Annotated in this window: 25 protein-coding genes and 1 pseudogene; 17 read left to right on the top strand and 9 right to left on the bottom strand. The window is 46.4% G+C overall.

Annotation, left to right across the window (positions count from 1 at the left end; translation table 11 throughout):
- Positions 1 to 54 precede the first annotated feature (54 nt).
- Entirely contained in the window at positions 55 to 477 is a 423-nt protein-coding gene (locus AC58P5_RS01880; RefSeq protein WP_497384227.1) for a DUF4183 domain-containing protein, read from the bottom strand.
- A 662-nt stretch (positions 478 to 1,139) separates the two neighbouring features.
- Between AC58P5_RS01880 and AC58P5_RS01875 the strand changes: the two genes are divergently transcribed.
- The 8 genes from AC58P5_RS01875 to AC58P5_RS01840 all read left to right on the top strand — a co-directional run bounded on the left by AC58P5_RS01875 (position 1,140) and on the right by AC58P5_RS01840 (position 8,413).
- On the top strand, positions 1,140 to 1,445 hold the full coding sequence (locus tag AC58P5_RS01875; protein WP_497384226.1) for a hypothetical protein: 306 nt from the start codon (positions 1,140 to 1,142) through the stop codon (positions 1,443 to 1,445).
- Positions 1,446 to 1,531: 86 nt separating this feature from the next.
- Complete coding sequence (locus AC58P5_RS01870; RefSeq protein ID WP_497384225.1) at positions 1,532 to 2,260, top strand: YheC/YheD family protein; 729 nt, start codon at positions 1,532 to 1,534, stop codon at positions 2,258 to 2,260.
- Between the two features lie 41 nt (positions 2,261 to 2,301).
- Complete coding sequence (gene aepX / locus AC58P5_RS01865; RefSeq protein ID WP_497384224.1) at positions 2,302 to 3,201, top strand: phosphoenolpyruvate mutase; 900 nt, start codon at positions 2,302 to 2,304, stop codon at positions 3,199 to 3,201.
- Positions 3,201 to 4,361, top strand: coding sequence for a phosphonopyruvate decarboxylase (aepY, locus tag AC58P5_RS01860; protein WP_497384222.1), 1,161 nt, complete (start codon positions 3,201 to 3,203; stop codon positions 4,359 to 4,361). The genes aepX and aepY overlap by 1 nt, the downstream gene beginning before the upstream one ends.
- Positions 4,358 to 5,470, top strand: coding sequence for a 2-aminoethylphosphonate aminotransferase (locus AC58P5_RS01855; RefSeq protein ID WP_497384221.1), 1,113 nt, complete (start codon positions 4,358 to 4,360; stop codon positions 5,468 to 5,470). The genes aepY and AC58P5_RS01855 overlap by 4 nt, the downstream gene beginning before the upstream one ends.
- Positions 5,471 to 5,485: 15 nt before the next feature.
- Positions 5,486 to 6,226, top strand: a complete 741-nt coding sequence (locus AC58P5_RS01850; protein WP_497384219.1) for a YheC/YheD family protein — start codon at positions 5,486 to 5,488, stop codon at positions 6,224 to 6,226.
- Between the two features lie 284 nt (positions 6,227 to 6,510).
- Positions 6,511 to 7,356 carry a helix-turn-helix domain-containing protein gene (locus AC58P5_RS01845; protein WP_497384218.1) on the top strand — a complete coding sequence of 282 codons (846 nt, stop codon included), beginning with the start codon at positions 6,511 to 6,513 and terminating at the stop codon, positions 7,354 to 7,356.
- 70 nt (positions 7,357 to 7,426) lie between these two features.
- On the top strand, positions 7,427 to 8,413 hold the full coding sequence (locus tag AC58P5_RS01840; protein WP_497384217.1) for an ABC transporter substrate-binding protein: 987 nt from the start codon (positions 7,427 to 7,429) through the stop codon (positions 8,411 to 8,413).
- Between the two features lie 208 nt (positions 8,414 to 8,621).
- On the opposite strand, the gene AC58P5_RS01835 is transcribed toward AC58P5_RS01840, so the two are convergent.
- Together AC58P5_RS01835 and AC58P5_RS01830 are read right to left on the bottom strand one after the other, a co-directional pair.
- Positions 8,622 to 10,949 carry an ABC transporter permease gene (locus tag AC58P5_RS01835; protein ID WP_497386007.1) on the bottom strand — a complete coding sequence of 776 codons (2,328 nt, stop codon included), beginning with the start codon at positions 10,947 to 10,949 and terminating at the stop codon, positions 8,622 to 8,624.
- On the bottom strand, positions 10,949 to 11,653 hold the full coding sequence (locus AC58P5_RS01830; protein WP_497384216.1) for an ABC transporter ATP-binding protein: 705 nt from the start codon (positions 11,651 to 11,653) through the stop codon (positions 10,949 to 10,951). The genes AC58P5_RS01835 and AC58P5_RS01830 overlap by 1 nt, the downstream gene beginning before the upstream one ends.
- A gap of 283 nt (positions 11,654 to 11,936) precedes the next feature.
- On the opposite strand from AC58P5_RS01830, the gene AC58P5_RS01825 reads away from it, so the two are divergent.
- The 3 genes from AC58P5_RS01825 to AC58P5_RS01815 are packed head-to-tail and all read left to right on the top strand — an operon-like array spanning position 11,937 to position 13,884.
- The gene (locus tag AC58P5_RS01825) at positions 11,937 to 12,323 is read left to right on the top strand and encodes a GntR family transcriptional regulator (protein WP_497384215.1); all 387 of its coding nucleotides are present in this window, start codon (positions 11,937 to 11,939) and stop codon (positions 12,321 to 12,323) included.
- Between the two features lie 6 nt (positions 12,324 to 12,329).
- Positions 12,330 to 13,199: an ATP-binding cassette domain-containing protein gene (locus AC58P5_RS01820; protein WP_497384214.1), complete on the top strand. Its 870-nt coding sequence runs from the start codon at positions 12,330 to 12,332 to the stop codon at positions 13,197 to 13,199.
- Between the two features lies 1 nt (position 13,200).
- The gene (locus AC58P5_RS01815; protein WP_497384212.1) at positions 13,201 to 13,884 is read left to right on the top strand and encodes a hypothetical protein; all 684 of its coding nucleotides are present in this window, start codon (positions 13,201 to 13,203) and stop codon (positions 13,882 to 13,884) included.
- A 205-nt stretch (positions 13,885 to 14,089) separates the two neighbouring features.
- On the opposite strand, the pseudogene AC58P5_RS01810 reads toward AC58P5_RS01815, so the two are convergent.
- Positions 14,090 to 14,248, bottom strand: a pseudogene (locus AC58P5_RS01810) (glycosyltransferase); the annotation flags it as partial.
- Positions 14,249 to 14,724: 476 nt separating this feature from the next.
- Between AC58P5_RS01810 and AC58P5_RS01805 the strand changes: the two are divergent.
- Positions 14,725 to 15,894: an FAD-dependent oxidoreductase gene (locus tag AC58P5_RS01805; RefSeq protein ID WP_497384210.1), complete on the top strand. Its 1,170-nt coding sequence runs from the start codon at positions 14,725 to 14,727 to the stop codon at positions 15,892 to 15,894.
- Positions 15,895 to 16,161: 267 nt separating this feature from the next.
- On the opposite strand, the gene AC58P5_RS01800 is transcribed toward AC58P5_RS01805, so the two are convergent.
- From AC58P5_RS01800 to AC58P5_RS01785, 4 genes are all read right to left on the bottom strand, one after another.
- Positions 16,162 to 17,331, bottom strand: a complete 1,170-nt coding sequence (locus AC58P5_RS01800) for a hypothetical protein (RefSeq protein WP_497384209.1) — start codon at positions 17,329 to 17,331, stop codon at positions 16,162 to 16,164.
- 55 nt (positions 17,332 to 17,386) lie between these two features.
- Positions 17,387 to 18,583: an RCC1 domain-containing protein gene (locus tag AC58P5_RS01795; RefSeq protein WP_497384208.1), complete on the bottom strand. Its 1,197-nt coding sequence runs from the start codon at positions 18,581 to 18,583 to the stop codon at positions 17,387 to 17,389.
- 476 nt (positions 18,584 to 19,059) lie between these two features.
- Positions 19,060 to 19,512: a hypothetical protein gene (locus AC58P5_RS01790; protein WP_497384207.1), complete on the bottom strand. Its 453-nt coding sequence runs from the start codon at positions 19,510 to 19,512 to the stop codon at positions 19,060 to 19,062.
- Between the two features lie 554 nt (positions 19,513 to 20,066).
- Complete coding sequence (locus AC58P5_RS01785) at positions 20,067 to 21,074, bottom strand: alpha/beta fold hydrolase (protein WP_497384206.1); 1,008 nt, start codon at positions 21,072 to 21,074, stop codon at positions 20,067 to 20,069.
- A gap of 141 nt (positions 21,075 to 21,215) precedes the next feature.
- On the opposite strand from AC58P5_RS01785, the gene AC58P5_RS01780 reads away from it, so the two are divergent.
- From AC58P5_RS01780 to map, 5 genes are all read left to right on the top strand, one after another.
- Complete coding sequence (locus AC58P5_RS01780; RefSeq protein WP_497384205.1) at positions 21,216 to 22,109, top strand: LysR family transcriptional regulator; 894 nt, start codon at positions 21,216 to 21,218, stop codon at positions 22,107 to 22,109.
- A 176-nt stretch (positions 22,110 to 22,285) separates the two neighbouring features.
- On the top strand, positions 22,286 to 23,236 hold the full coding sequence (locus tag AC58P5_RS01775; protein WP_497384204.1) for a LacI family DNA-binding transcriptional regulator: 951 nt from the start codon (positions 22,286 to 22,288) through the stop codon (positions 23,234 to 23,236).
- Positions 23,237 to 23,316: 80 nt separating this feature from the next.
- Positions 23,317 to 23,943 carry an HAD family hydrolase gene (locus tag AC58P5_RS01770; RefSeq protein WP_497384202.1) on the top strand — a complete coding sequence of 209 codons (627 nt, stop codon included), beginning with the start codon at positions 23,317 to 23,319 and terminating at the stop codon, positions 23,941 to 23,943.
- A 282-nt stretch (positions 23,944 to 24,225) separates the two neighbouring features.
- On the top strand, positions 24,226 to 24,930 hold the full coding sequence (locus AC58P5_RS01765; RefSeq protein ID WP_497384200.1) for a TetR/AcrR family transcriptional regulator: 705 nt from the start codon (positions 24,226 to 24,228) through the stop codon (positions 24,928 to 24,930).
- Between the two features lie 27 nt (positions 24,931 to 24,957).
- Positions 24,958 to 25,704, top strand: a complete 747-nt coding sequence (gene map / locus AC58P5_RS01760; protein ID WP_497384198.1) for a type I methionyl aminopeptidase — start codon at positions 24,958 to 24,960, stop codon at positions 25,702 to 25,704.
- A 263-nt stretch (positions 25,705 to 25,967) separates the two neighbouring features.
- Here the strand turns inward: map and AC58P5_RS01755 are convergent, their stop codons facing one another.
- Positions 25,968 to 26,525 (bottom strand): TetR/AcrR family transcriptional regulator, encoded by a 558-nt coding sequence (locus AC58P5_RS01755; RefSeq protein WP_497384197.1) that lies wholly within the window; start codon positions 26,523 to 26,525, stop codon positions 25,968 to 25,970.
- Positions 26,526 to 26,590 lie beyond the last annotated feature (65 nt).

Raw genomic sequence — 26,590 nt, 5'->3', positions numbered from 1 at the left:
AATGCTCTATTTAAAAATTTGATAGGGCTGATTGCTTGGTAGATTTATATCATTTTATGAGGTGACCTGGGCAAAAATTTGAACGATTTCGAGGATAATAGGGGTATCCTTAATAAGGGTATCCCCTCCGGGATTAATGCTCAATGCTGCTGCAGTTACGCTATAAATGCTTCCTTCCTGCAGGAGCCCGTTGATAAAAAGATTGCTGTAGCTATTGGGACCTGGATGGAGGAATTCGGCAACTACCTGTCCTTGATCGTTTGTAAATTGATTCGCTGGAATAACGACGGGAGTTTGAATATCCGAAGGCGTAAAATAAAAATACCTTTGAACGACCGGAACGATTGAAACATGAGGGACAAAAACTTCTCCCGGGGGACCTTGAGGTCCCGGAGGACCGTCCGCTCCGGGTGGTCCCGGCACACCTTGCGGGCCCGGTAGGCCGCTTGTTCCCGGCGGGCCTTGTACTCCTTGCATGCCCGGCGGGCCTTCCGCTCCGGGTGGTCCCGGCACGCCTTGCAGGCCCTGAGGGCCGCTTGCTCCCGGCGGGCCTTGTACTCCTTGCATGCCCGGCAGGCCGTCCGCTCCGGGTGGTCCCGGAACGCCTTGCGGACCCGGCGGGCCGTCCGCTCCCGGTAGTCCCTGCACGCCTTGCGGACCGGGGGGGCCGCCTGCTCCTGGCGGGCCTTGTACTCCTTGCGGACCCGAAGGACTTTGGACTTGATTTACGGCAACCACAATTCTTGGAGGCAATCCTACGCAATTTTTTTTCCTACTAATCACAATCGGCTTTTTGCATTTTTTTCTCTTTCGAAGGCATGCACTTATTTTTTTCGTTTGATGCCGCTTTGGCCGATTCCTTTTAAAACACCCACATTTACGCTCGGATGCAGCGAATGGATTTCCGCTTTTTTTGCTTTTCACTTGACTATGTGTCCGTTTTCTTTTTGATCGGTAGGTAACGTTCTGTTTTTTGCATCTATATTGGGAACCCAATCCAAAACACCTCCCCTGACAAATGTTGTATATTATGTGTGCTATCTTTTAGAGGAATGTACTTTTGACTGGGATCTTGGCAAATTGTATGTCATAAGAAGAAATAACATCGGTTCTTACACGGAGGTGAACATAGGAGCAAGGTGGTAGCCGTTACGGGCGGCGCGGAAGAAATCGGTAAAGCGGTCGCATTGGAATTCGTGAAAGGCTCCTTGAACATCACAAGTCTGCTGATGCCGGAATCAAACTGGCAAAGGCTGCGTTTCCGGTGTCTTGCTGGAAACAAAAGATCCGCTGCCACCTCTCCCGGCAGCGGATCTTTTATGATTGGAGACCGTCTATTTTCTGTATCCCGAACACTGAGCCAGTCCGAAAGGCTATTTCCTTGGATTTTTCGTATTTATACCAGCAAGGATATGCCATTTTGTGAAATGAAACTTGATTTCTAACCAAGACAGGGGTCCACGCAGGCGGAAATCCGGATGCATATGCTTACAGCATGCTTTACAAAAAAAAAAGACGAGAGGGATGGCCGGTGCCCGTTGGAAAAATGAAAAAGTACAAAGTCATGCTGAAATATCCCGTTTTGCGTCCGCATTTACCTAAAACCCGCTGGTTTACGAAATCGAGGACCAAGCGAATGCTGAAAACCTATTCATCGGTCTTCATAAAACCTAATCACGGGAGTGGCGGCAGCGGGATTATCCGGGTCAAGAGATTGAAAAAACGATACGAAGTTCGTAGTGCTTCAAGACGAAAGGTTGTTCGATCTAGTCGTCTCTTTAGAGCCATTAAGTCATACCGGAAACCCGGACATCAGTATCTGGTACAGAAAGGACTTCGCTTAGCTAAGTACCACGGGTCGATTTTTGACATCCGGATTTACTTACAGAAGCCGAGGGGGAAATGGGTTGTTTCCGGCGTGGTCGCTCGTGTCGCGGCACCTCGTAAGTATGTGACCAATTATCTTAAAGGAGGGCATGCCGTATCTTTGCGCCGGGCACTTTTCAGTCTTTTTAAGCACAACCGCACCAAAACGAATGCCTATCTTCGCAGAATTTCCAAACTATCCCTCATCATCGCCAAAACGATTAATAAACGGCATCCGGTTCGCGAATTGGGGGTTGACATTGCCATAGACAAAAAAGGTCGTATTTGGATTATTGAGGCCAATTCACACCCCGGACATAGGTTATTTACTCAACTTTCCGATCCTACTATGATCAACACCATCAGAAGAAACAAGCGTCTTATTCGAAAGTAGGTTCCATGCACGTTACTCTAGGGGAGAAGGAGAGCATTTCAATGAAAAAAACAAAGCAGCTTAGAGACTTGATCCATTCACAAAAACCGGAGTTTATTATGGAAGCCCATAATGGTCTGTCGGCCAAAATAGTGGAGGAGGCGGGGTTTAAAGGAATCTGGGCCAGCGGGTTATCCATCTCTGCAGCGATGGGAGTAAGGGACAACAATGAGGCCTCCTGGACGCAAGTTTTGGATGTTTTGGAATTCATGAGTGATGCTACCTCCATCCCGATTTTGCTGGACGGAGATACGGGGTACGGCAACTTTAATAATGCAAGACGGCTAGTGAAAAAACTGGAGCAGCGCCATATTGCGGGAGTATGCATTGAAGATAAGCAGTTCCCCAAAACGAATTCTTTTATTAACGGCCAAGATCAATCTTTGGCTGATATCGAAGAGTTTTCCGGAAAAATTAAAGCGATGAAAGACACGCAAACGGACGAGGATTTTACGGTGGTAGCCAGAGTAGAGGCATTTATTACGGGGAAAGGGCTTAAAGTGGCGCTGCAGCGGGCGGAGGCGTACCGGAAGGCAGGAGCCGATGCCGTATTTATCCACAGCAAAAGATCGGATGTCGCAGAGATTGAAGCGTTCATGAAGGAATGGGCCGGAAGATTGCCGGTAGTGATCGTACCTACCAAATACTATACGACTCCAACCGTGAGGTTTCAGGAGATGGGGATTAGCCTTGTGATCTGGGCAAACCATAATTTGAGAGCATCCATTCAAGCTATGAAACACTTATCCCAGCGAATTTATCGAGATGAAAGCCTCGTTCATGTCGAAAAAGACGTCGCAACCCTGGAAGAAGTATTCAGACTTCAAGGGGTCGAAGAGCTGGAAGCTGCGGAACAGCAGTACCTCCCGTCGTCAGAACCGGATTCGGGTGAGCGTTCCTAATGGACACAAAATTGTTAGGAGAAGAGTTGAAAAAATTAGGATATACCTTTTTCAGCGGCGTTCCCTGTTCCTTTTTAAAAAACTTGATCAATTATGCCATAAACGAATGCGATTATGTTGCTGCGGCTAATGAAGGAGATGCGGTCGCTATTGCATCGGGAGCTTATATAGGAGGGAAGAAGTCAGTAGTCCTTATGCAAAATTCAGGACTAACCAACGCTGTTTCACCATTGACCTCCCTGAACTACCCTTTTCGTATTCCGCTGCTTGGATTTGTCAGCCTGCGCGGAGAGCCGGGCATACCGGATGAGCCTCAGCATGAACTAATGGGCCAGATTACAACGCAAATGCTGGATTTGATGGATGTGGAATGGCAGTATCTCTCCAAAGATTTAGAGGAAGCAAAAAATCAGCTGATTCAGGCTGATGAGCAAATTGCCCTAAATCGCCCGTTCTTTTTTGTCGTTAAGAAAGACACTTTCGACAAAGTGCCCTTGCGAAAACAGCAAACCTCCATTCATTTTAATCAGATCCGACAGCATGCTCATGCGGACCATCAACTGCCTACGCGGTATGAGGCCTTATCTGCGATTAACTCCGTGAAAGACGGCAATACCGTACAGCTCGCGACAACGGGTAAAACCGGACGCGAACTGTATGAAATCGAAGATGCAGCTAACAACTTGTACATGGTAGGTTCTATGGGATGCATCAGTTCTCTTGGACTCGGGTTGGCTCTGAGCCAACCAAGCAAAGATATCGTCGTCATTGACGGAGACGGTTCTCTTCTGATGCGGATGGGGAGCCTGGCAACCAACGGGTATTATCATCCGGCCAACATGGTTCATATTCTGCTCGATAATAACGCCCATGAATCAACAGGCGGGCAAAGTACGGTATCCCATGGTATTAATTTTATAGATATTGCCGCTTCCTGCGGGTATATGAAGTCGATTCATGTTCACAGTCTCGAGGAACTGCAAGCTTTTTTACAAGAATGGAAAGTGAATAGAGGACTTGCGTTCGTGCTCCTGAAAATATCCAAAAATTCCAAAGATCAGCTTGCCCGCCCCCATATGAAGCCTCACGAAGTAAAAGAACGTCTGCAGCGTTTTATTCATAACGACCCTTTGAAAGACAAGGAAGTGGGCGGCACATGAGTTCCTCCGTCAAGAAAAACATCTTGCTTACCCCCGGACCGGCAACGACTACAGAAAGTGTGAAACGGTCACAGGTGGTTCCGGATATTTGTCCTCGCGAAGCCGAGTTTGGGCAAATTATGGACTCTATTTCTACAGAACTTACCCGGCTGGTTGCAGACCCGGATCATTATGCGACCGTATTGTTTGGCGGATCGGGTACTGCAGCGGTAGAATCCATCATCAGTTCGGTCCCGAATCACGATGAGGTGGTCATCGTTAGCAATGGAGCCTATGGAAAACGGATGTGCGAGATAGCGGAGGTTTATGGAGTGAATTATTTTGAATTCAAAAGTCCTCCCGATGATGCGATTGATTTGGCTGATTTAGAAAGGCACATCCAATCCACCAAACGCACCGTCTCCCATCTGGCCGTCGTACACCATGAGACGACAACGGGTCTGCTTAACAAGTTAAAGGAAATCGGAGAATTATGCAAAAGGTATCAAATCGACATGATTGTAGATGCCATGAGCTCATTTGCGGCCATTCCCATTCAATTGAAGGAAATGAACATTTCCTACCTGGCGGCAAGCTCCAACAAAAACTTACAGGGAATGGCCGGGGTTTCGTTCGTGATAGCCGAAAAAAATAAATTGGAAAATTTGAAAGGCCGGAAACCGAGGAGCTATTATTTGAATTTGTATGATCAATACAACTATTTTAAGGAACATGGCCAGATGCGGTTTACTCCTCCGGTTCAAACCTTATATGCGCTTAAACAAGCGATTGAGGAATTAAAGCGGGAGGGAGTGGATAAAAGGTACGAAAGGTACGCGACATCCTGGAAAACCTTAATTAACGGGTTAGCCCGATTGGGTTTAACCTATATCGTCCCCGAAGAGCATCATTCCAAACTCCTTACTTCTATACTCGAACCTCAATGCGGCGGTTATGACTTTCAATCGATGCATGATTATTTTTACAGCAAAGGCATTATGATTTATCCCGGCAAACTTGAGAAACTAAATACGTTCCGGATTGCCAATATAGGGGATATAACGTATAAGGAAATCGAGTTATTTTTGGAATTGCTTGAACGCTATCTCAGTAGCCTAAAATGCGGATGAGAAAGGTGGAGTCCTATGGGATCGACTACAAGAAATAAATGGTACAAATATTTGATATTGAGAAGGCATGCATCTCTAAAGCGTTACGTACTCAAAACGAGGCTCCTGAACCGGTATAATTTTTCGAAACTTCTCTCCAAGTACAGGTATGTTATCGTGAAGCCGGTGTGGGGGAGCCGTGGACGGGGGGTCATTCAAGTCTCATGGAAAGGAAATCATAAGTACGCCGTACATTACGAGAATAGAAAAATTATAATTCGGGGTCGAACCAATACGTATCGTTACATTAGAAGAAAAATCGGGTACGCCAGTTATATGGTTCAACGCAGAATTACCCGTCCTACCATCAATAAACGCCCTTTTGATATGAGAGTTATCATTCAACGGAGAATGTACTCATCTGAATGGGTAGTCACAGGAAAGGTTATCAAAGTTGCGGGTAAAGGTTATATCGTTTCCAACCATACACGGAGTAAGGGGATATTGCACCGTTTTAAATCCGGCATTAGACGATCTTCCGTTCGTCACCTGTCCGCCAGTGCGTTAGAGTCCCGTATTGATCGTGTTTCCATCCGTTCCGCGAAGAGATTAAGCGCATTTTTTCCGGGACACCGTATATATGGACTGGACGTCGGAATAAACCGGAAAGGACGTATCGGAATTATTGAAGCTAATCTTTATCCGGCAAGTTCCCATTTCCTTAAACTGAAGGATAAAACGATGTATTACCGCATTATGGATTACAAAAACGGTTAAGACAAAATGGAAACTCTTTTTGTACAAAATAAGAAAGAGTCTATAGATAATAAGAGGTGGCTCTGAATTAATCAGGGTCATCTTTTTAAATGTCCGTTACACAATCTTTGGGGCATAGCTTCACTTCCGTGCATGGAAAGTGCTATTATAATAAGAATGATTATCAATCTCAATACAAGGGGTAAAATATACTCGCCCCCGATGTGTACATGTGATTTCCGGTCGCGGCAGTGGAGCGTGCAGTCACATGTAGTCATGGCCTTGATTGCAGGAGGAAAGGGAATATGGACATTAACAAGTTTGCAGAGCATTTTGCGCGTACCTCGTTTCGGGTAGAGCAAGTCTGCCGTTATGTGCGGGAGCCGGGGATGAGCTGTGATGATTATACCGAGCCTTATCCGGGATTTATTTTCCCGTTGAGAGGCAAGGCCGATTTTGATTTCAGTGGCAACGTGTATACGCTGACTCCGGGTAACGTGGTTCACGGCGGCGCACAAATGCCATTGAATCGAAGTGTTCTCGGCGATACGAAATGGGAATATGTGCTTGTTTTATATCGGATCTGCGCACCGGAGCCGTCCGGTTTTTGCTTGTCCAACATGCATTTTCAGCTGAACACCGGGCAAAGCCCCCGCCTCTTGGAGTTGTTGGAGCTATTGTGGCGTTCCTCGAGAGAACCGGGCGGAATCTCGACCTTTCAGACAGAGACGCTCTTCCGCTGCGTCCTGGAAGAACTGTTTGTTTGTGCCCGCAATCAAAGCAATGACGGAGAACAAGCGCTATTTGAGCAAGTATCGAAGTACATACATGAGCACTATATGGATGGACTTAGCGTACGTGCTTTGGCTGAACAAAATGACATCAATGAAAACCGTTTGTTCTATGTCTTCAAAAAGCACACGGGAATGGGACCAGGCAAGTATTTGATGGCCTATCGCCTGAATCGGGCAAAGGAAAGCTTGCTTGCGAATGACGCACCGATTGGCGAGATTGCGAAAAGTTTGGGCTATGAAGACGCGTTGTACTTCAGCCGTATTTTTAAAAAGCAGGTAGGTGTTTCTCCGGCCGAATTTCGCGGGAGGTTCAGGAATAATCCATATGGATTTCAGGATGGCCCCATTCCTATCTAAAATGCGTTTTGCTACACTGACCATAGTTTGATTAGTCAAGCGAAACTTACGTTACATAGGAGGAGTCAGAATGAAAACAGTCATAAGATTATTCGTATCGTTTGCACTTTTGGCAGGTATTTTAGCGGGATGCGCTGGAACGCCGGAGCCTAGCAATAAACAAGCAGGGGCAGGAGCACCTGAAAAAGCTGAAGAAGCCAAGAAAGAAGCAGGCCAATGGCCGAGAACGTATGTAGATGCGCTTGGTCGTGAGATCGTGCTTGAAAAAAAACCGGAGAAAGTAGCGCTCGTGTTCTTCCGTAACTTCGAGCATATGTTTTTGCTGGATGAAGCTCCTGCAGCAGCGACAGATTTGAATATTTTGGACGAATGGGAGTCATTGGCCCCCTACAAATCGAGCCAAATAACGGATATCGGTTCTATGACAAACCCCAATCTAGAAAAGTTGCTGGAAGTCGGACCCGACTTGATTATAATGGTTTCGGCACGGTACGGCAGCTATGGAGACCAACTGGAGAAAATCGCCCCGGTCATTACAGTGGATAGCAATGAGAACAACTGGCAGGGAGCCCTGCGGGAATATGGAAAAATTTTCGGCAAAGAGCAAAAGGCAGAGACAGAAATTACACGGATTGAATCATTGATCACGGATTCAAAAGAGCAGTTGAAGACATTCAGTGACAAGACGTTTGGCGTCATTATGCTGGGAGACAAGCTATTTTGGGGCTTTACGACACAATTTGTTTTCAACAAGGAAAGTGGTCTTGCTTTACAGCCGCCAAGCCAATATGTCAATATGTCGACCAAGGGGGAACAGATTTCCCTGGAAGGGCTGGCGGCAATGAACCCCGATTATATGTTCGTTGCGGATATTGGCGGGTCTTCGAAAAAATTGCAAGGCTATCTGAAAGATTTGGAAAGCAACTCCGCATGGAAATCGTTGAACGCAATCAAGAATGGGCGGATGTATGCGTTAGACAGCTCGATCGCAGCAGGCGGACCGCTCGGAATCGAGTTGGGGGTCAAGACCATTATGAAAAACATGTTGGCACGGTAGAAAGCGCTGCTTGCTCTATAGAGTAAGCGATTAACCCTTCAACCGGCTAAAACAATATCACGCAAAGAAGTCGCATGGTTGCGGCTTTTTTTGTTTTACCGAGAGTAGGGTCCGATTCACTTGTATGCAAACAGCCTTGGCCAGTTAATGGTCAAGGCTGCTGTTTGCTGATGATGTCAAGCCGCTATCGGGACTTCGTCGGCCCTATCTATTCTATGCTTTTCAAGGATTCAATCATGTTAATTTGGGACACTTTCCGCCGAAGCAGCACATTTGAGAGAATGGTAAGCAAGAATGCGGCGGCAACAGCTGCCGAAATGACGAACAGATTTAATTGATCCGGGATTTGCTGGTGGGTACTCGATAGTGCCTTTACAACAAGCGAATACACATAGCCGCTGATCGGTAACGCAACAAGAATAGCAAAGGTGGTGAGTATGATGTTTTCAAAAAAGATGAGCCGATTTATTTTATTTTTTTGGTAGCCTAATACCTTAAGGGTTGCAAGCTCGCGGTTTCTTTCGTAAATGTTTATGGAAGTTATCGTATAGATGGCGCCAAAAGAAAGCAGGATCGCACAAATGATAAACAGGATGAATACAAAGCTGTTTTGTTTCAAAATATATTGAGCGGATTTCTTCAGATCACTCTTATCTGTAATGGAATCTACATGTTGATCTTGTTCAAAGAAGTGACGGACGCTTGCAAGATCTGTAGAGCCGGCGGCTTCAATTAAAAGCGAGGCCGGGTTGTAATCCATGTCAAAGCTCTTTAGATAAGCCGGTGTAATATAAAAGGATGGATTCGAGTACTGGGTAGATATTTGCAATACCTTCATATCGACAGATTTATTTTTAAGCTCAGGGGCTGCGAACTTTAAGGTGATCTTATCCCCTTCTGCAATGCGATATTTGTCGGCGTAGGATTTGGGTACCAATACACCGTTATCTTCTAATGAAATCCTATTGTCATTATCGTCAAAGAAATGAAGGAGACTATTATCTTTCCTCGTAACAACTAGAGTGGCATTTTCATACTCATCATTTTTGATGAATTCAACGGGAAAGGTGGCTAATCCGTAACTGTTTTTAATAGCAGGGGGCAGGGCTGCCGGATCAGGAGTTGTTCCCGCCGAATAATCCACTCTTAAATCATAGGTATGCACATCTTCCGTTTGGCCAGCTACTTTTTGCAAGGCGGTCTGAGTGCCAAAAGCAGTGATTAATAAAACCGTGCTTACAACAACGCCAACGGAGCTTGCCAAAGCTTTTTGTTTATTTAAAAATATGTTTCGGGAAATGAGTTTGTAGCTGTAGGGAGTACGACTCCAGATCCCCGGAATTCTTTCGATGATCAGCGTTTTCATCTTCTTGGGGGGTTTAGGGCGCATGGCCTGAGCCGCACGTTCCTTTAATACGGCTCTTCCGCTTAAATAACAGGATAAACTTCCAAAAACACTGGATAAAATGATAGGAGGAATAAGGGTCAATAAGGAAAGCGAGAAGGTAATGTCAGGCAGCGAGTAGGCTCTGGCGCTTGACGCTCTTACTAAGGGAATAAAAACAGCAGCGGCAATGGCGCAACCCAGGATGGAGCCTATGATGCTTACCAGCATAGGGTATCCCATGTAATGAAGCATGATGCTTCTGTTTTTTACGCCCAAAGCCTTCATTATACCCACTTGATTTCTTTGAGAATCTATCATTCTCGACATAATCAGAAATACGATAATCGCCTCAATCAAAAAGAGAACCGAAGGTACAACCTTGCTCATCATGGTGTTATTATAAATGGTTTGAGTGATTTGAGAATAGTTGAAAGTCCGCTCTTTACTGACTTGGTTTAAATAGGCAAGTGGCTGGGACTGCGCTTCAATGGATTTGCCTAATTTGTCCATGTCGTAACCCTCTTCGGCATCAATCATGATTTCATTATAGGTAAAGCCGCCATCCAGGATTTCAGGTATTGTCTCTTCGGCCATATATGCAATCCCGTAAGCTTTGTGGTCTTGGGTTAGGTTCTTCTTGGCATATTCCACATTCTCACACAAGCCGCTAACGGTGAACGTAAAATCTCTTCCATCCGTATGTATACGAATGGTATCACCGGCATGAACCTGATGTTCTTTTGCATAATGGGAATCTAATACGATCTCTCCCTTTTTTGATGGGACCCTGCCTTCAAGCATCGTAAGCGTATTGATTTCATTGTTCACGGGAATCGAATGAATCGTTAACGAAGCTTTGTCCTTATCAAAGACCTGCTTGGCATTCAACGTATAGCGTCCTTCTATTTGACGGATACCTTCAATTTTGGTTAAACCAGCCACTTCTTCTTTGGATATTTGATTGTAATACACATATAAGTCGCTTAAATTATGGTCCTTAAAATAACCTTTCGTATAAGCATGTAGACTATCGCTATATGTGACCAGCCCCCCGTAGAAAAAAGCCCCCACGGCCACAACCAAAACCAGCGCTATAAATTGTCCTAAAGACTGTCTGAAATCCCTTACTAATTTAAAAAATAATTTCATCACCACTCGATCCCTTCAACATTTTGTTTTTCTTTATTAATCGCAACGCTTTCAATCACTCCGCTTTTAACCTTAATAATTTTGTCAGCCATCGGAGCGATAGCGGAATTGTGGGTGACCAGAACGACGCACTTTTTCGTTTCCTTGTTCAAATCTTGAAGAAGCTTCAAGACGGACTTGCCTGTACCATAATCCAAAGCTCCGGTTGGTTCATCACAGAGTAGAAGTAAAGGGTTTTTGGCAACAGCTCTGGCTATGGCAACTCTTTGCTGTTCTCCTCCGGAGAGCTGGGACGGGAAATTTCTGATCCGGTCCCGGAGACCGACTTTATATAAAATATCTTTCGCATCCAGATAGTTTTTGCATACTTCCGTAGCGAACTCCACATTCTCCAGAGCGTTTAAATTCGGAATTAAGTTATAAAATTGGAACACAAAACCCACTTTCTCTCCGCGATATTGGGTTAACTTTTTTTCGCCCAGGCTGGTAATTTCCTGATCACCAGCAAACACTTGACCTGATGTTGCCGTATCCATACCGCCAAGTATGTTCAAAATCGTGCTTTTACCGGCACCGCTTGCACCCAAAATAACGACGAATTCCCCTTCCGTTATGGAAAAGTCAACGCCATCAAGCGCTTTGATCTGCATTTCACCTATTTTGTATTCTTTCGATACGTTCTTGAATTCGATTAACTTTTTCACGTATGACATCTCCTCGTACAGGATTTAGTGAGACTCAAACTTCGAAAGATTTTTTGCGCTAAGTTGTTTTAGTTTGTATGTTGGTATGTTGCTAATGTAGCATACTATAATACGTGTGTGAAAAATTGTCAATCACTGAAGATTGGACAGTCCGGTTACATTTCAACACAGATGCTGTTGACCGGAGTAACATTCAATTCGTTCTATTTTCTCGATCAAACGTCGCTTTATTGACAATTATTAGCCCATAAATTATAGTGTGCTAGACAGGTAACATACTAATATGCTGAATGGTGAGGGAATGAATGTAACTTTCGACGAAAAGCAGCCGATTTTTCAACAGGTAGCCGACATTATCGAGGACGATATTCTGAACGGCACTTTCCGCGTGGATGAGCAAATTCTTTCCGTGGCCCAGTTTTCCCAGCTGTTTCAGATTAATCCGGCAACCGTAGTGAAGGGAATCGGCCTGCTCGTAAATGAAGGTATTCTGTACAAAAAAAGAGGGCTTGGCATGTATGTCGCGGCTGATGCGAAGCAGAAGATTCAGATTAAACGAAGAGACCGCTTCTATAAGGAACTGTTATCCAATCTGCTGAATGAAGCCGACAAACTCGGGCTGACAACAGAGGACATTATGAACATGATCAAACAGTTGAGAGAGGAATAGCGAATCGTGAGCATAGCATTGACCTGCGGCAATTTAACCAAAAAATACGGTCGAACTTACGCACTGTCGAATCTGGATTTGCAGTTGGAGGAAAACGTCATTTACGGTTTGCTCGGGCAAAACGGCGCCGGCAAAACGACGCTGCTTAACACGATCGCCGGCGGCATTTCCCCGGACTGCGGTTCAATCGAGGTAAGAGGGAAGAAGCTTGGGAAGGGAGAACTTCCGAAGGATTTCTGTTTCGTGCGCGAGAATAACAAACACTTCGGAGGAGGGCGGATTATCGAAGTTTTGAAATTCGCCGCTACTTTTCATCCGAATTGGGACTGGACCTTTGCTCATGAACTGCTTAAAACGTTTCGGCTCGATCCGGACAAAAAAATCAGACAGCTTTCACGAGGCACGGAATCGCTCGTAGGCAACATCATCGGTCTGGCCAGCCGGGCGCCGCTGACGTTATTCGACGAGCCGGTGCTTGGACTCGATGTTTTAATGCGGGAAAAGTTTTACAAAGCGCTTTTGGAGGATTGCGCCAATCACCCCCGCACCATCTTACTTTCTACCCATTTAATTGACGAAATCGCCCCAATAGCCGAAAGAGTTTATGTTATTGAAGCCGGCTCCATCCTGCTTCATGATGAAATGGACCGGATACGCATGGCAGCTCATCTGATCCGGGGCAATTCGGAAGCCGTGGCTTCCTTTACAGCCGGAAAACGAGTATTACATAAGGAGACATATGGCCATGGCACACTGGCGGCTATTTACGAAAAGTTGAATGACGGGGACAGGCAGCTGGCGCGTGAGCTGAATATTTCGATTGAAAATCTGACGCTTCAAACGTTTTTCTCGTATTTAATCAGAGGAGGTCATTGAATTGGGGGCATTGGCCATTCATTTAAAGGCAACCTATTTACAAATGAGGGTTTACATCTGGGGCGTCATTCTTCTTCTCCTGCTTGGAAAATTGGCGGAATTCATTGTCGGTCTCTTTATAGACAGCAGTCAGAGCAGGGGACTTTCGGGCGGAAACATACTGATTCTCATTTTGCCCCTTATCGCTATCGTGCTGCCGCTCATTTATTACAAACGCATCGTACATTTAGGCGCAAGCAGAGAGCGATATTTTAAGGGACTTCTTTTCGTCTTTGCCGTCTACGCGGCAGCCATCGCTTTCATCAATTCTTTATGGTTTGTGCTTGAAATGAATCTGAGCCGCACTTACACCAACTCTGTTAATCTTATTACGGCTTTTCATTGGAATGACTTTGGCTTGGCGGGTTCTTTCCTTTACCAAACCGCTTTTTATTGGATGGCGATGGCGCTGCTCAGCATGCTGATCTCCGGTTACCACCACCCTGTCGGGTGGCTGCTGTGGGCCCTGCTCATTGCGGCGATCCCGATCGGAACGGCGATTCCTTCGCTGCGCGTTCATGTCGTCTCATTTTTTAAAGCCTTGTTATTCAACGGCTCGCTGCTTGCGGGCATCGGATTTAACCTTATACTTTGTTTGGTTTTTGTGGCAGGCGGCTGGCTTTTTACCAGAGGAAGAACACACTGAATGAACTCATTTATCTAGGAAAGAGCGCCAGCAGACCATCCAGTTAAACCCTGGGGGATCAGCAGCGCTCTCTGCGTGAAGGAGCCTAATTTCATTAAGGTCTATCGTGCTGGCTTAAAACTTTCCAGGAAACTGTTTGACAATGCCCTCTGTCAGGATATCGGCTAAATGAATCATATGGATCTCGTTTTTATCGGTTGCCGCAATTAGATAGGGCGCTGACAATATAGCTTCTTGTCCATATCGTATGGTCGATCCAAACTTTCTGCATATCCATTTTTAACTGCACCATTTTGGGACTTAGGCAAGCCGAATCATTCTTCTCTTCCGCCTTTGCTTGCACGAAACCTACTGCCGGCGTCATGCTAAAAACGAGCGCAAAGGTTAACACTACTGCCACCAACCATTTGTTTTTTCACATTCATCTGCTCTTCTGTACGTTTGAAGTAAAACAGGCTGTTTTAGTATGGGTTAAAACATCTGATTTATGCAGAGGATTAGTTACGGCGTTCCGCCAAGATCGATATCGGATTCGTGAACCCCGCAGGCGAGATTGGCGGCATCATACGATGGAATCTCGGGTCATTAAACTAAGTACGAGCTTCAGGCGGTGAACAGTTGTAAGCTATTAGGTATAGAGATATAGTACGGCGATGCCGCGTTCTTTCCATGTTGGAAAGGACGCGGTTTTTTTCTGACAGGTGTGGCTGAAAAGGGGCAGAGCCGATCCATCTCTTGAGCATACGACACAAATTGTTGGTTTAAATTCAGTTCATATTTAGATCGTATGATTAGTTCACCGACAACAAACGGTAACAAAATGCATAGGAGCTGATTATATTGAATGCTGCTTTTACAGAAACGAAGACCCCCTGGAAAAATCGCCGGATCGCCATTATCGGCGGAGGCCCGGGAGGTTTGACTTTAGCTCTCCTTCTTCAAAAACACGGAATATCATCCGTTATTTATGAACGAGGAGAATCCGAACTGAACCGAGAACGCGGCGGATCGCTCGATATTCATGAAGATTCGGGTCAATTGGCGTTGAAGGAAGCAGGACTGTTCGAAAAATTTCAAGCAATCGCCAGGTATGAGGGGGAAGATTTTCGCCTATTCGATCATCAAGGAAACATTTATATGGATGAAGTTGCGGATGAAGACCATGATGGCGACCGTCCGGAAATCGACCGAGGTGTGTTGTGTGATCTGTTGGTAACTGCATTGGAACCGGGCACCATCCGGTATGGTCATAAACTGCTTCAAGCCGTGCCTTTGGCAGACGGTAAACATGACCTTTATTTCGAAAACGGAAATACGGAAACAGTCGACTTGGTTGTCGGTGCCGATGGTGCATTCTCCCGCATTCGTCCACTCCTAACTGATGCCGCTGCCGATTACACGGGGATTACAATGGTGGAACTTAACGTGCAAGCGGCAGATCATCCTGATTTAGCTACTTTTAATGCGCGCGGTAAAGTATTTGCCCTCGGCGAAAACAAAGGTATTCTTGCCCAGCTGAATGGAGACGGGCGTATCAAAGTTTATGTTACTTTTAAGGTTGAGCGAGATTGGTCTGAAACCTGCGGAATTCCATTTGATCAGCCGGAGGAAGCGAAACGTCGACTTATAGAGAATTTCCAAGGTTGGGATACGACACTGTTGAACTATATCCGCTGCTCGGATGATACGATTCTGGCAAGACGGATCTACATGCTGCCTATCGGTTTTCAGTGGAAACGTAAATCGGGGGTTACGTTAATCGGTGACGCGGCACATTTAATGTCTCCTTTTGCCGGCGAAGGCGTGAATTTGGCGATGCTCGATGCGATGGAACTTGCGCTTGCTATCGTTAGCCATAATGAGATCGATGACGCGATTTCTAAATATGAACAGAACATGTATGCATACTCCTCCAAATCTGCGGAGTGGTCGGACGGTAATTTAAAAATGATGTTTGGTGAGCAAGCAGCTGCTAATATGAAGAAATATTTTAACGAGTTCAATAACTGAAAACTGACTTTGAAAAGTTATAAATGAACGAACCCAACTTTGGTTTGCAAAAAACAGGAACATAGGAGGTATGCGATTTGAAGATCCATAAAATAGATCATGTGGGCGTAATCGTAAATGATCTCTCTGCTACAACGATAAAGGTATAGAACAAGAAAACTGCCGACACATTGTCGACAGTCTCAAGCGATCTCTCTTAGAGGCCTCACTTTGGTTAAGATCGTCGTATTCCGCTAGGCAGCGGAGGACGGCTCCGGAATGCATATACTAATTCCAGTCCGTCCCCCAATAGCCTTTAAACACCTGATAAAATAAGTAGTTCCCGCCGCCGACGGTCGGAAGCAGCTTTGAATCGATGGCATGCGGCGTATATTTGAACATCGCCCACGTTCCATAGTTTTTGACCCAAATATAATTTTTATAGATAACTCCATTGGAAGTGACAGCCTTATTATAATTAATTTCTTTGACAATGACCGGGTAAGTCGTAGTCGGAGCCTCGAACCACAAATCTTTAAATAATTGCGTCCCCTTTTCGATCTGCACATCAAAGCCGCTTGTTCCCAAAAGATCTCCGCCATCCGTGGCCCCGTATCCGAGAGCATAGTAAAATCTGCGACTGGAGTTGCTGACACTATCCGGCTGTGCAGAGATCAGGGACGATTCTTTTTGCAAGGAGGCGATGACTACTTTGGGATTCATTCTTGATTTTACTGCCGCATTATAAATCGCCTCGGATGGGAGCACCGTTTTGTCGATTTCGATCACGTTTCCGTCTGCGTTTTTCCTCCAAATTTGAACCGCATCTTTAAGAATCGAATTTTTCTCCACAAAAAAGGATTGAATTTCGGTCTGCTTTAAGGATTCAAAGTTAATGAACGGATCGCTGCCGCTTTTGCACGGACAGGATTTCGGGACCAAGTCGTTCAAGAGAATGTTGTTGACCTTATAATCTTCGTACTTAGTAAGGCTCTGATCTGTGAATCCAAATGACTCGTTTTTCTTCCAATTGTCGATTTTGCTCTTCTCTTCAAGCAACTGCTCGTTCTGGGGACGAATTTTTGCTTTTTTGTTTTTTTCGGAGAGATTCCGTCGCGACTTTTCGATTCCATTCTGGTAATCGATCACTTCGACGAAGTTTCCCTTATCCACATATTTTTGTTTCCCGCCCTTGTTATCGGCCGACTCCTGCATGTTACCGTTTTTCTCGTACGTATAAGTCACTTCCAGACCGTCAGAATGGAACTCGCGTTCAATTTTTCCATGTTCGTCGTAGAGGAGAATGTTAGCCTTATGACCCGGATTGACTGCCTGGCTGCGCAGCTCATTTAGGCTGGCTGCGGTCTTCTCTTTCGCCTGAACGCCCGGTGCCGCAGGAAAAACCCCCAGCGCAATCAACAGCGCCAGAGATGCGCCTAAAATTGTTTTTTTATTCATGCCGGTTACCTCCGTATATCAATAGATTCACAGCTGCTTCGTTACAAGTTCCGGCTTACCGGAACGGATTCGGAAACTTGGAGCGCGAGGCGAAACGTTCCGATTCTTTATTTCCGATCCCCAACTGGCCGGAAGTATTGCTGCCCCAGGACCACAGCGTGCCGTCTGCTTTAAGGGCGTGCGAATGAGTTCCCCCGGAGTCAATGGCGATCACATCAGTCAGAGGCAGTGCCGAAGTATCGATCACTTGAACGGGTACCTTGGCGTTCTGCTTCGTACCGTCGCCAACTTCGCCGTTCGTGTTTATTCCCCACGCCCAGACGGTGCCGTCGGTTTTGAGCACGAGCGTCTGCGTGTCGCCGGCATCGATATCCGCGACGTCAGAGATGTTGATAAATGTCGGCGAGAGCCGGGTAGTGGTGGTGCCGTCGCCCAGTTTGCCCGAAGAATTTGAACCGGAGCCGTACAGGAAACCGTCCGCCAGAACATAGATGCGGTCAGAACCGACGGCAAAATCCTGGACGTTATCGAGCGGATAGCGAACGGGGATGAGCTGATCCGCCTTGTCGCCTTGCCCGAGGGCACCGTAAAATCCGTTGCCCCAGACCCAAAGCGAACCGTCGCTGCTCAAGGCGGCGCCGAAATCATCACTGGCGTCAATAGCGACGATATTAGAGATTCCCAATACTTGCAGGGGCTTGAGTGAGTAATCTTTCGTGCCGATCCCCAGTTGTCCCTCGCTGTTTTTGCCGTATGCCCACACGGTCCCGTCCTGTTTCAGCGCGAGCGTAAATTGATTTCCCGCTCTTACTTCCTTCACACCGTTGATGAACACATTTTGAACGGGAGGATTGGAGACGCCTGTCTTCAAACCGGTGCCCGTCTCTCCGTAAGCTGCGCTTCCCCAAGACCATATCGTGCCGTCTTTTCTTAGTAACACACTGTGGTTCAATCCGGCGTCAACCATGGCAATATCGGTACCTACGCTTTGAACGGGAACCGTCTGACTGCTGGTAGATCCGGTATAACCCAATTTTCCGCCGACATTGCTGCCTGCAGCATAAAAAGCGGACCCGTCGAATTTGGCCAAGAATGTTGTGGAATCGCCGGCTGAGAGTAATGAATCGTTCACATTTACCGCTGCACTTGCAGGAATAGGAGAGGAGGAAAGCGTCAGGACAGAAATCAATGCGGCAGCGGACAAACGATTTTTGGCAAATATGTTCCAGAAACGTTCTTTAAATCCGTTCATTACGACACACCACCTATCTCAAATTTAAAAAGAGATTCCAGATTTTAAACCGGCTGTAACCGAATGATTCCCATAGACCAGCTCCTCTCCGTCTTGTATGGCGATTAACATCCTTCTTCAATGTAAAAGCAAGATTTCATAAATGTCAATATTTAGATATTTATACAGTAGATAACATTATTAGAACGAGAAGAGTATTAAAATATAACTAGCTCGTCCATGGCAAGCTTTTAAAAATTGTAGGCGTTTTACCTATCAACTCCTATCCACATTGTCTAAACGCTTTAGCTATCCACGGATATTTCAATATTTTTAAACTTCAAGGTCAAGGCCATCCAGCCTTGTGTGAAGGCGGGGGGACGTACCGAAGCCTTAAATCTGTCACGACTTCTGCCGAGGTATGCTTAAGATGCATCATTACACCTCCTTTTCTAGACAAAATAAAAAAAGCACCGATTAGGGTGCTTTTTAGCATTCTAGCTTGGTATGACTTTGATGTTATATGGAGCAGTAGTGGAATAATCGGGTATGGTTTTACCACTTACTTGAATATATAAAGTAAGTGGCTTTGAGTGGCCGATAGTTACGAAATCAATCCCGCCCGGCCCTCCATCGGTTGCTGGACCAATGTAGAAAAAACTAGCCCCATTGTCGTACGAACCAAGAATATATAAATTGTAATTCAATCCCTGTGGAGATTGGAGAACAACACTAGCTCCACCGCTTGAGTTAGTACTGGTCCACTTAAACCAATCCACATCATCACTTGAGTTAATAGTTGTCGTCACGCCATTACTTGAATTAAGCGGGTATGCATCATAACGTGTATCTGCCCATCCATCAGAAGCGAAAGCTGATGTTGCACCAAACAACATCATAGATGATACAGCTGCCCCAACAATAAATTTCTTACTAAATCTTTTGATCATGGTATCAATCCCTTCCAAGAGTATGATTTAGGCTGAAGTTATTTCGACAAGCATTTTCTTACAACTAATTATAAATGTTTCCATTTAATAGTAAAATAGTTAAACGGAACTATTTTGCATATTAGGAAGGCTGAACGTGGAGGGACCTGCTATTTTGGGGGCGACTGGGCAGAAAACGCGGAGCGGGGGATAAATCATATTTTCGAGTTTGAAGAGTAGCTATTTTTCCGACGCACTCCGCAAGCTGCCTTGGTTCTTTAACCCGGACAAGCTTGGACTGTTCGATATCAAGCTGCCGCTCGATCTCACTTTCTTTCAGTCTAAGCATGCCAAGAATTTGTTCAGCCGAGTAGTAACGATACCCGGTCGATTCATCGTTTTGAGCCAGCTTTATATTCGGTTAAGGTTTGCAGTAAAATTCGACTTAGCCTCGAAGCTACCTTCCTCTCCTTTTATTTCGGTATGAGTTTATACTCTCTAATCGGATATATAGCCAAGAGAGCTCAGTCAAACTGAGCTCCGTTAAAACGTTGTGAAATTTTGAAAGTCATGATTTACTGTAAAAATTGTTTCAAATGGTTGTCGATTACGAACGAGTCCGGTTCATTGGCTCCGATTCCGAAGCAGTGGCCCCACTTAGATTCGACAGGCCGGAAAACGGCATTCGGCATATGCTCTACTTCATACGCGTTGTCCTGGAGAGGGAAGAATAGATCGGTCGAACCCGGCATAACAAGGGCACGGGCGGTGATTCGGTTCAAGGCCTGTACAAAATTTCCGTTGTCTGCAGGAGTGGCGCTAATATCTCCGTGTATCCCTGTGCGGAGCATGGCAATCAAGTCGTTCGCATCGAAAGAAAAGAACACTTTATCCCAGTAGTTTTCCAGATAAGACTTCAACGTCGGGTATCCCTCCGCCTGATAAAGCTGTTCCAAATAATAGGCCTGAGAGAACCCCCAAGGAGCATAAGCGCGTCCCATTGCGGCAAGTCCTGCCGCAGGCTGACGGGTATAAAATCCGTCCTTCCAATTGGAGTCGGCCTGCAATGCGGCGATCAACGACTCAAAAACCATTTGAGCATGCGGTCTGGTCTTTGCTGTTCCGCCGAACGGCGCAATTCGCTGAGCCATCTCCGGATAGCTTGTACCCCATTGAAAAGTTTGCAGCGCCCCGAGCGACCAACCTACGACTAAAGCAAGCTTCGTAATGCCGAACTTCTCAGTTACAAGCCGGTGCTGCAGCCGCACATTATCGTAAATCGTAACGAGCGGGAAATTCGCTCTGTCAAAAGGAGCAGGAGTATTGCTTGGAGAGGATGACAGACCGTTCCCCAACATATTAGGTACAATAATAAAATAGTTGTCGGGATCGAGCGCTTTGCCCGGCCCAATCAGCCACTCGTTATCGTTATGCAAGCCCGCGAACCAGGTCGGATAGACAATCGCATTGCTTTTGGCGGCGTTTAAAGTTCCATAGGTTTTATAGGCAAGAAAGGCTTGAGGCAGCGTGTGGCCCGATTGCAGTTCGACATCTCCGAGCGGATATATTTCGTAATCTTTCATGATCCGATTCTCCCCGTATAGTATTTTTGTGTATTCGACTGGTGAAGCTTGATTTATACACTACGATAGGATTACTATCAAATCAATGAAACGTTTTTGATTACAACGTTCATTTATTTTGAATGAAGAGGTACTTTATCAATGGAAATCCGCCAGCTGAAAACATTTTGGACGCTTGCTTCCACCCGTAGTTTTAGCCGCACTGCCGAATCACTGAACTATGTTCCGTCTACCGTAACGATGCAAATCAAAGCTTTAGAGGAAGAATTGGGGGTCAAGCTCCTGGATCGTCTGGGCAAAACAGTTGTGTTAACAGACGCAGGCTACCAGTTTTTGCCCTATGCGAGCAAAATCTTAAATGATATAGAAGAGGCTCGGCATGTCTCAAGTCAAAGCGGGGAGTTGACCGGTACCGTTATAATCGGTGCAGACGAAGTGCTCTGTACGTATCGGTTGCCCGCATTGCTCCGGCTTTTTCGCGAGCGCTATCCGAGCGTTCGTCTTTTGTTCCGGCCCTTGTCCAGTCACAATTTGAAACAGAGCCTGCGAGAAGGAAATGCGGATGTGGTTTTTATGCTGGATGAACTTTCCGTATCTGTGGACCTTCATACGGAGCTTTTGCTGGACGAACCCTTTCTTATGGTCGTTTCCCCCGACCATCCGTTAGCTTCGCGGTCAACATTAAGCATAGAGGACTTTCACGGAGAGCATGTTCTATTAAGCGAAAAAGGCTGCTCTTACCGGTCCTATTTCTATCGCACGTTGCTTAAAAAAGGGGCCGATAGCTTGACCGAGCTGGAGTTTAACAGTGCAGAAGCCATTAAACAATGCGCAATGACGGGGCTCGGCATTGCCTTGCTGCCTGAAATGGTGATCAAGGGAGAAGTGGAGCAAGGGGAACTGATCGTTTTGCCCTGGGATTTATCTGAAATACGATTTACTACTCAAATGTTATGGCATCAAGAGAAATGGATTTCACCATCGTTTAGGGCCTTTATCGAATTGGCTAGAAGTGTGTTGAAACGCAGCACATGAGATGTTTTCATCAAATCTCGAATGAGTGAATGCAGAAGGAACTCCCTTCCGTCAATAACCGTGTCCTAACAAAGGATTGGAACTGGTTCGAGATGGTGCCATAGGCTTATTGATGTTTAACTTATCGATTTGGTACAAGACTAGAATATAAGCACAAAGTATTGGAGAAGGTGACGATGGCAAATATTCATGATATCGCTAAGCGTGCGGGAGTATCCGTGTCCACAGTATCACGCGTGTTGAACCACAATCCTTATGTATCGGAATCGAAGCGGACAGCAGTGCAGCGTGTCATTGAAGAATTGGACTATACGCCAAACCGTTCAGCTGTCGATTTAATTCGCAGGGAAACAAGAAGTATCGGCGTGATCATGCCGTACAACAACAATCAGGCTTTTGATCAACTTCTTCATGGTGTACTTAATGGATCGGTTGAACGAGATTATACCGTAATGGTTCTACCTACTAAATATGACAGGGTGAAAGAACTGGACTGCTTGAACATGCTGAAGAAAAAACAACTGGATGGCATCATAATTGCCTCTCGTTCGAACGCTTGGGATGCCATTATACCGTATACCAAGTACGGGACGATCATAGCATGTGAGTTTACGGACCATCCCGAGATTGGCTGTGCTTATATAGATCGATATGAATCATACGTAGAGACGTTTCAACTGTTAAAGGATAGAGGACATTCACGAGTCGCTTTTACGACAGCAAGAGGAGAAGAGAGCATTAGTACTCAACTCACGATAAAAGCCTATCAGCAAATATTTGGTGATTTCCTGCCGGAATACCATATCAGGGATTGTTACGGCATTGATGACGGGGTAAGAGCGGCACGACGCCTGCTTCATTTGGAGGACAGACCAACTGCCGTTTATGCGAACGGCGATGAGGTTGCGGCAGGTTTTTATGAGTATGCAAGAAGTATAAAATTGGCTGTACCGGAGGATCTGGCAATCATCGGCCAAGAGAATCAGCCCGTTGGAATCGGATTACGTCTATCTACAGTTAATCATCAATTGGTGAAGGTCGGTGAACAAGCCTTTTATCTTGCAATTGAGAAATCAATAGCTAAGATAGAGATTCCTTATCACATCATTGTGCGTCAATCGATTTAGCTATTGACTTGAAATGGTTTTCATACTTTAGCATTAAAACAGGAGCTCATCTCCGATGATGCTGAAGGAGGATGGTATTCATGTATACGACCCTTATTTTTGACATTGACGGCACCTTAATCGATACAGAGCAAGCGGTGTTGGGATCTTTGCAGAAGCTGCTGAAGAAAAACTATGACCGGGAGATAAGCCGGCAAGATCTCGCCTTTGTGCTGGGAATTCCGGGGGCTGTATCCCTGCGTCAACTCGGTATTGACGACCTTGAATATGCCAATAAACGCTGGAATGATTTTATGAGGGATTATCAGGATACTATTCATGTTTTTGAGGGGATTCAGCGAGTGCTTACCGAGATAAGAGAGCAATCGATACGAACGGGGGTTGTGACGTCCAAAACTAAGCAAGAGTTTCTGGATGACTTTGTTCCGTTCGGCCTCGTTCGCGACTTTCCCTATGTTGTTTGTGCAGATGACACGAAGCAGCATAAGCCCCATCCGGAACCTTTGTTAAAATTTCTTGAGATCTCGGGCGCAGAGGCTAAAGACTCCATTTACATCGGCGACACTATTTATGATTATGAATGCGCCAGAGACGCTGGAGTTGACTTTGGATTAGCGCTGTGGGGATGCAAGCAAGCGGATGCTATTCCGGCTAAGTATAAGTTTGAGCGTCCTGAAGAGATTCTTTCCTTATTAAATCTACAATAATGGTATACAGCGCACCAATAAAGTGCTTCTCATCTGCAACAGTGCACCGCGCGCTGGGAGCTTCGCGGGGGACGAAGTGCGGTCCTCTTCGACATTAAAAGTTAAAGGAGCCCCTGTGAAAACAGGGGCTCCTTTTAACTAGTAGAAAGAACCTGGAATAACGTGCTTAAGCCCCGGCCCGGGGATTAACGGAAATCTTCCAGCTAATCTCTTGCTATTCGCAAGCTGATGTTTTATATTGACATAAGAGCAGGTCAAAGATAAAAGAGGTGAACGGACGAGATGACTCCACGCACGAAGGAACAAAACGAAGAGATCCGGCTGCGGCGTCTGGCGCAAATCCGGAAAGCCGCTGCCGATGTATTTTTGAATAAAGGGCCTTTACTGGAAATCCGCGATGTGGCCGCGCAGGCGGGACTCGGCTATGGCACGGTATACCATTATTACAGCAATAAGGGCGATTTGCTCCACGATCTGCTATGGGACGCGTTGGAGCGGGCGGGGGGATGGCTGGAGGCCCCGCTGGAGGTCTCGAGCGCTTGGGCTTCGGGGGAGGCGCCGGCGGACGGGCATTTCGGCTTGGCTGCCGCGGATTCCCGAAGCGGAAGCCGCGAACCGGCCGCTGCCGCAGAGCTTGGCCCCGCCGCCGCCGGCGTCCGGCTGCTGCAGCTTTGGGCGGAGGACCACGCCCTGTACCTGCTGCATAAGCTGGCCGGTGAGGGCTTTGCCTCGCTGCCTGAAGCGCGCTCGGCCCCGCTCTCGGCCGCCTTTCGCCGGGAGGTGCTCGCGCCGTTTGCCGCGCTGCTGGAAACCGGGCGTGCGGCGGACGGGCCTGCCGCTTCCGGCGAAAACGCGGCGGAGCCGCCGTATCGGCTGCAGCGCGCGGAAATGCTGCTTGCCGCCTTGGTCGGCTGCGCCTCGCTTTCGCTGCGCCGCGGAAAGCTGCACGAGGAAGCGGGGGATATCGTCCGGTTTTTAAAATTATAGAATGGCTAAGGAGCGAATAAACAAAAGATGATCATTTTAAAATCACCCAGGGAAATCGAAGAGATGAAGCCGGCGAGCCAAATCATTGCGGACTGCTACCGCGAGGTGTCCAAACGGATCGAGCCCGGAATCACCACCCGGGAAATCAATGACTTTGTTGCCAGACACATAACCAAGCTGGGCGGCAAGCAGTTTACGAAAGGGTACAACGGTTTCCCCGCCGAAACCTGCACTTCGGTCAACGATGTGGTGGCCCACGGCATTCCTTCGAACCAGGTGCTTAGGGACGGCGACTTGCTGAAACTCGACATCGTCGTGGAATATGGCGGATGGTTCGGTGATTCGTGCTGGTGCTATCCGGTGGGCAATATCCGGCCGGAGGCGCAAAAATTAATGAAGGTGACAAAGGAATGCTTGGATCTGGGGATCGCCCGGGCGCTCCCCGGGGGCCGGCTCGGCGACATCACGTCCGCGATTCAACAGCATGCGGAAGCGAACGGGTATTCGGTCGTACGCGATCTGCTGGCGCACGGGATCGGGCGGAGCCTGCACGAGGAACCGAGCTATGAGCATATCGGCACAGCCGGCAAAGGCATTCGGTTAAAGGAAGGCATGGTGTTTACGATTGAACCGATGCTCAACGAAGGTACGTTCCGTATCACGATCGACGACGATCAGTGGACGGCGAGAACGGCCGACGGCAAGTTGTCGGCGCAATATGAGCACACGATCGCAGTCACGCCGGACGGACCGCTGATTTTAACGGCCCAGTAAGAACAGAGGCGAACGGACGGGAAGGCATCATTTTAGGAAATAAGTCGCCAACCCGGCCTGCTTGGCCTGACGAAAGTTCGTAATCCGGAACGACAAAAAAGCGTTGGGCCCAGCCTGGGGTCAGGGAAGCAGCGATTGACTTTAGGTACAGTCGTACTCAACCGTTCTGGGATCTTTGGAATGCTTAATCCGTCGGAAACGGAAATTAATTGCATTATTTTGGGATCAATCTACTAGATAGAGCACTCTTATTAATCACTAAATTACAGACTTCTCTCTAACAATGCCCCGACTTGTTTGGCCACAACTTGAGGCGGATAAGGCATGCTATTTCTTATCCACCATTCAATTACACCTACATAAGCCGTCCCGGCATACTGCAGCATAATATCTTCACTTATCTCCGTATTTCTGCCGCTCTCTCTGTCGATCTCACCTCGGAATCCTTCCACAAAAGAAGCGAGAAGCCGCGTCCTGAAAGATGAGGGAGCTCCTTTAGCGTCTTTACTCGCTAACATAGTTGAAAAAAATAAATAATGCTTCTCAAAATATTCAAAATAAGGTACAAGAGCATCGCTCCAATCCATCTTGCATGCCCATTTATCCATCTCACCTAATTCATTTAAGTGAGTTTCTATGAGTTTATCCAATAAATCATATTTGTCCTGATAATGAAGGTAGATGGTTCCCCGGTTAATGTTTGCCCGGTCGGCAATATCCTGAATGGTAATGTCATCGAAATTTTTTTCAGTCATTAACTCGATGACAGCTTTTTTAAGTGCTTCTTGAGTTTTAAGAATTCTGCGATCCACTTTAGTCATAGGAGATAAACACCCATCCTTCTAAGATAATGAACATTTTTGATTGCTGTGTTGATATATCAACA

This window comes from Paenibacillus sp. JT31N7, assembly GCF_059692095.1.
Note: the sequence above shows the minus strand (reverse complement) of the source record. Positions and strands in the feature narration are given on the sequence as shown.

What these genes read in the sequence shown, in the direction of transcription:
- AC58P5_RS01880 (WP_497384227.1), bottom strand. Translation starts at nt 477, where the DNA reads ATGCAAGGAGTACAAGGCCCGCCGGGAACAAGCGGCCTACCGGGCCCG.
- aepX (WP_497384224.1), top strand. Translation starts at nt 2,302, where the DNA reads ATGAAAAAAACAAAGCAGCTTAGAGACTTGATCCATTCACAAAAACCG.
- aepY (WP_497384222.1), top strand. Translation starts at nt 3,201, where the DNA reads ATGGACACAAAATTGTTAGGAGAAGAGTTGAAAAAATTAGGATATACC.
- AC58P5_RS01855 (WP_497384221.1), top strand. Translation starts at nt 4,358, where the DNA reads ATGAGTTCCTCCGTCAAGAAAAACATCTTGCTTACCCCCGGACCGGCA.
- AC58P5_RS01850 (WP_497384219.1), top strand. Translation starts at nt 5,486, where the DNA reads ATGGGATCGACTACAAGAAATAAATGGTACAAATATTTGATATTGAGA.
- AC58P5_RS01845 (WP_497384218.1), top strand. Translation starts at nt 6,511, where the DNA reads ATGGACATTAACAAGTTTGCAGAGCATTTTGCGCGTACCTCGTTTCGG.
- AC58P5_RS01840 (WP_497384217.1), top strand. Translation starts at nt 7,427, where the DNA reads ATGAAAACAGTCATAAGATTATTCGTATCGTTTGCACTTTTGGCAGGT.
- AC58P5_RS01835 (WP_497386007.1), bottom strand. Translation starts at nt 10,949, where the DNA reads ATGAAATTATTTTTTAAATTAGTAAGGGATTTCAGACAGTCTTTAGGA.
- AC58P5_RS01825 (WP_497384215.1), top strand. Translation starts at nt 11,937, where the DNA reads ATGCTGAATGGTGAGGGAATGAATGTAACTTTCGACGAAAAGCAGCCG.
- AC58P5_RS01800 (WP_497384209.1), bottom strand. Translation starts at nt 17,331, where the DNA reads ATGAATAAAAAAACAATTTTAGGCGCATCTCTGGCGCTGTTGATTGCG.
- AC58P5_RS01795 (WP_497384208.1), bottom strand. Translation starts at nt 18,583, where the DNA reads ATGAACGGATTTAAAGAACGTTTCTGGAACATATTTGCCAAAAATCGT.
- AC58P5_RS01790 (WP_497384207.1), bottom strand. Translation starts at nt 19,512, where the DNA reads ATGATCAAAAGATTTAGTAAGAAATTTATTGTTGGGGCAGCTGTATCA.
- AC58P5_RS01785 (WP_497384206.1), bottom strand. Translation starts at nt 21,074, where the DNA reads ATGAAAGATTACGAAATATATCCGCTCGGAGATGTCGAACTGCAATCG.
- AC58P5_RS01780 (WP_497384205.1), top strand. Translation starts at nt 21,216, where the DNA reads ATGGAAATCCGCCAGCTGAAAACATTTTGGACGCTTGCTTCCACCCGT.
- AC58P5_RS01775 (WP_497384204.1), top strand. Translation starts at nt 22,286, where the DNA reads ATGGCAAATATTCATGATATCGCTAAGCGTGCGGGAGTATCCGTGTCC.
- AC58P5_RS01770 (WP_497384202.1), top strand. Translation starts at nt 23,317, where the DNA reads ATGTATACGACCCTTATTTTTGACATTGACGGCACCTTAATCGATACA.
- AC58P5_RS01765 (WP_497384200.1), top strand. Translation starts at nt 24,226, where the DNA reads ATGACTCCACGCACGAAGGAACAAAACGAAGAGATCCGGCTGCGGCGT.
- map (WP_497384198.1), top strand. Translation starts at nt 24,958, where the DNA reads ATGATCATTTTAAAATCACCCAGGGAAATCGAAGAGATGAAGCCGGCG.
- AC58P5_RS01755 (WP_497384197.1), bottom strand. Translation starts at nt 26,525, where the DNA reads ATGACTAAAGTGGATCGCAGAATTCTTAAAACTCAAGAAGCACTTAAA.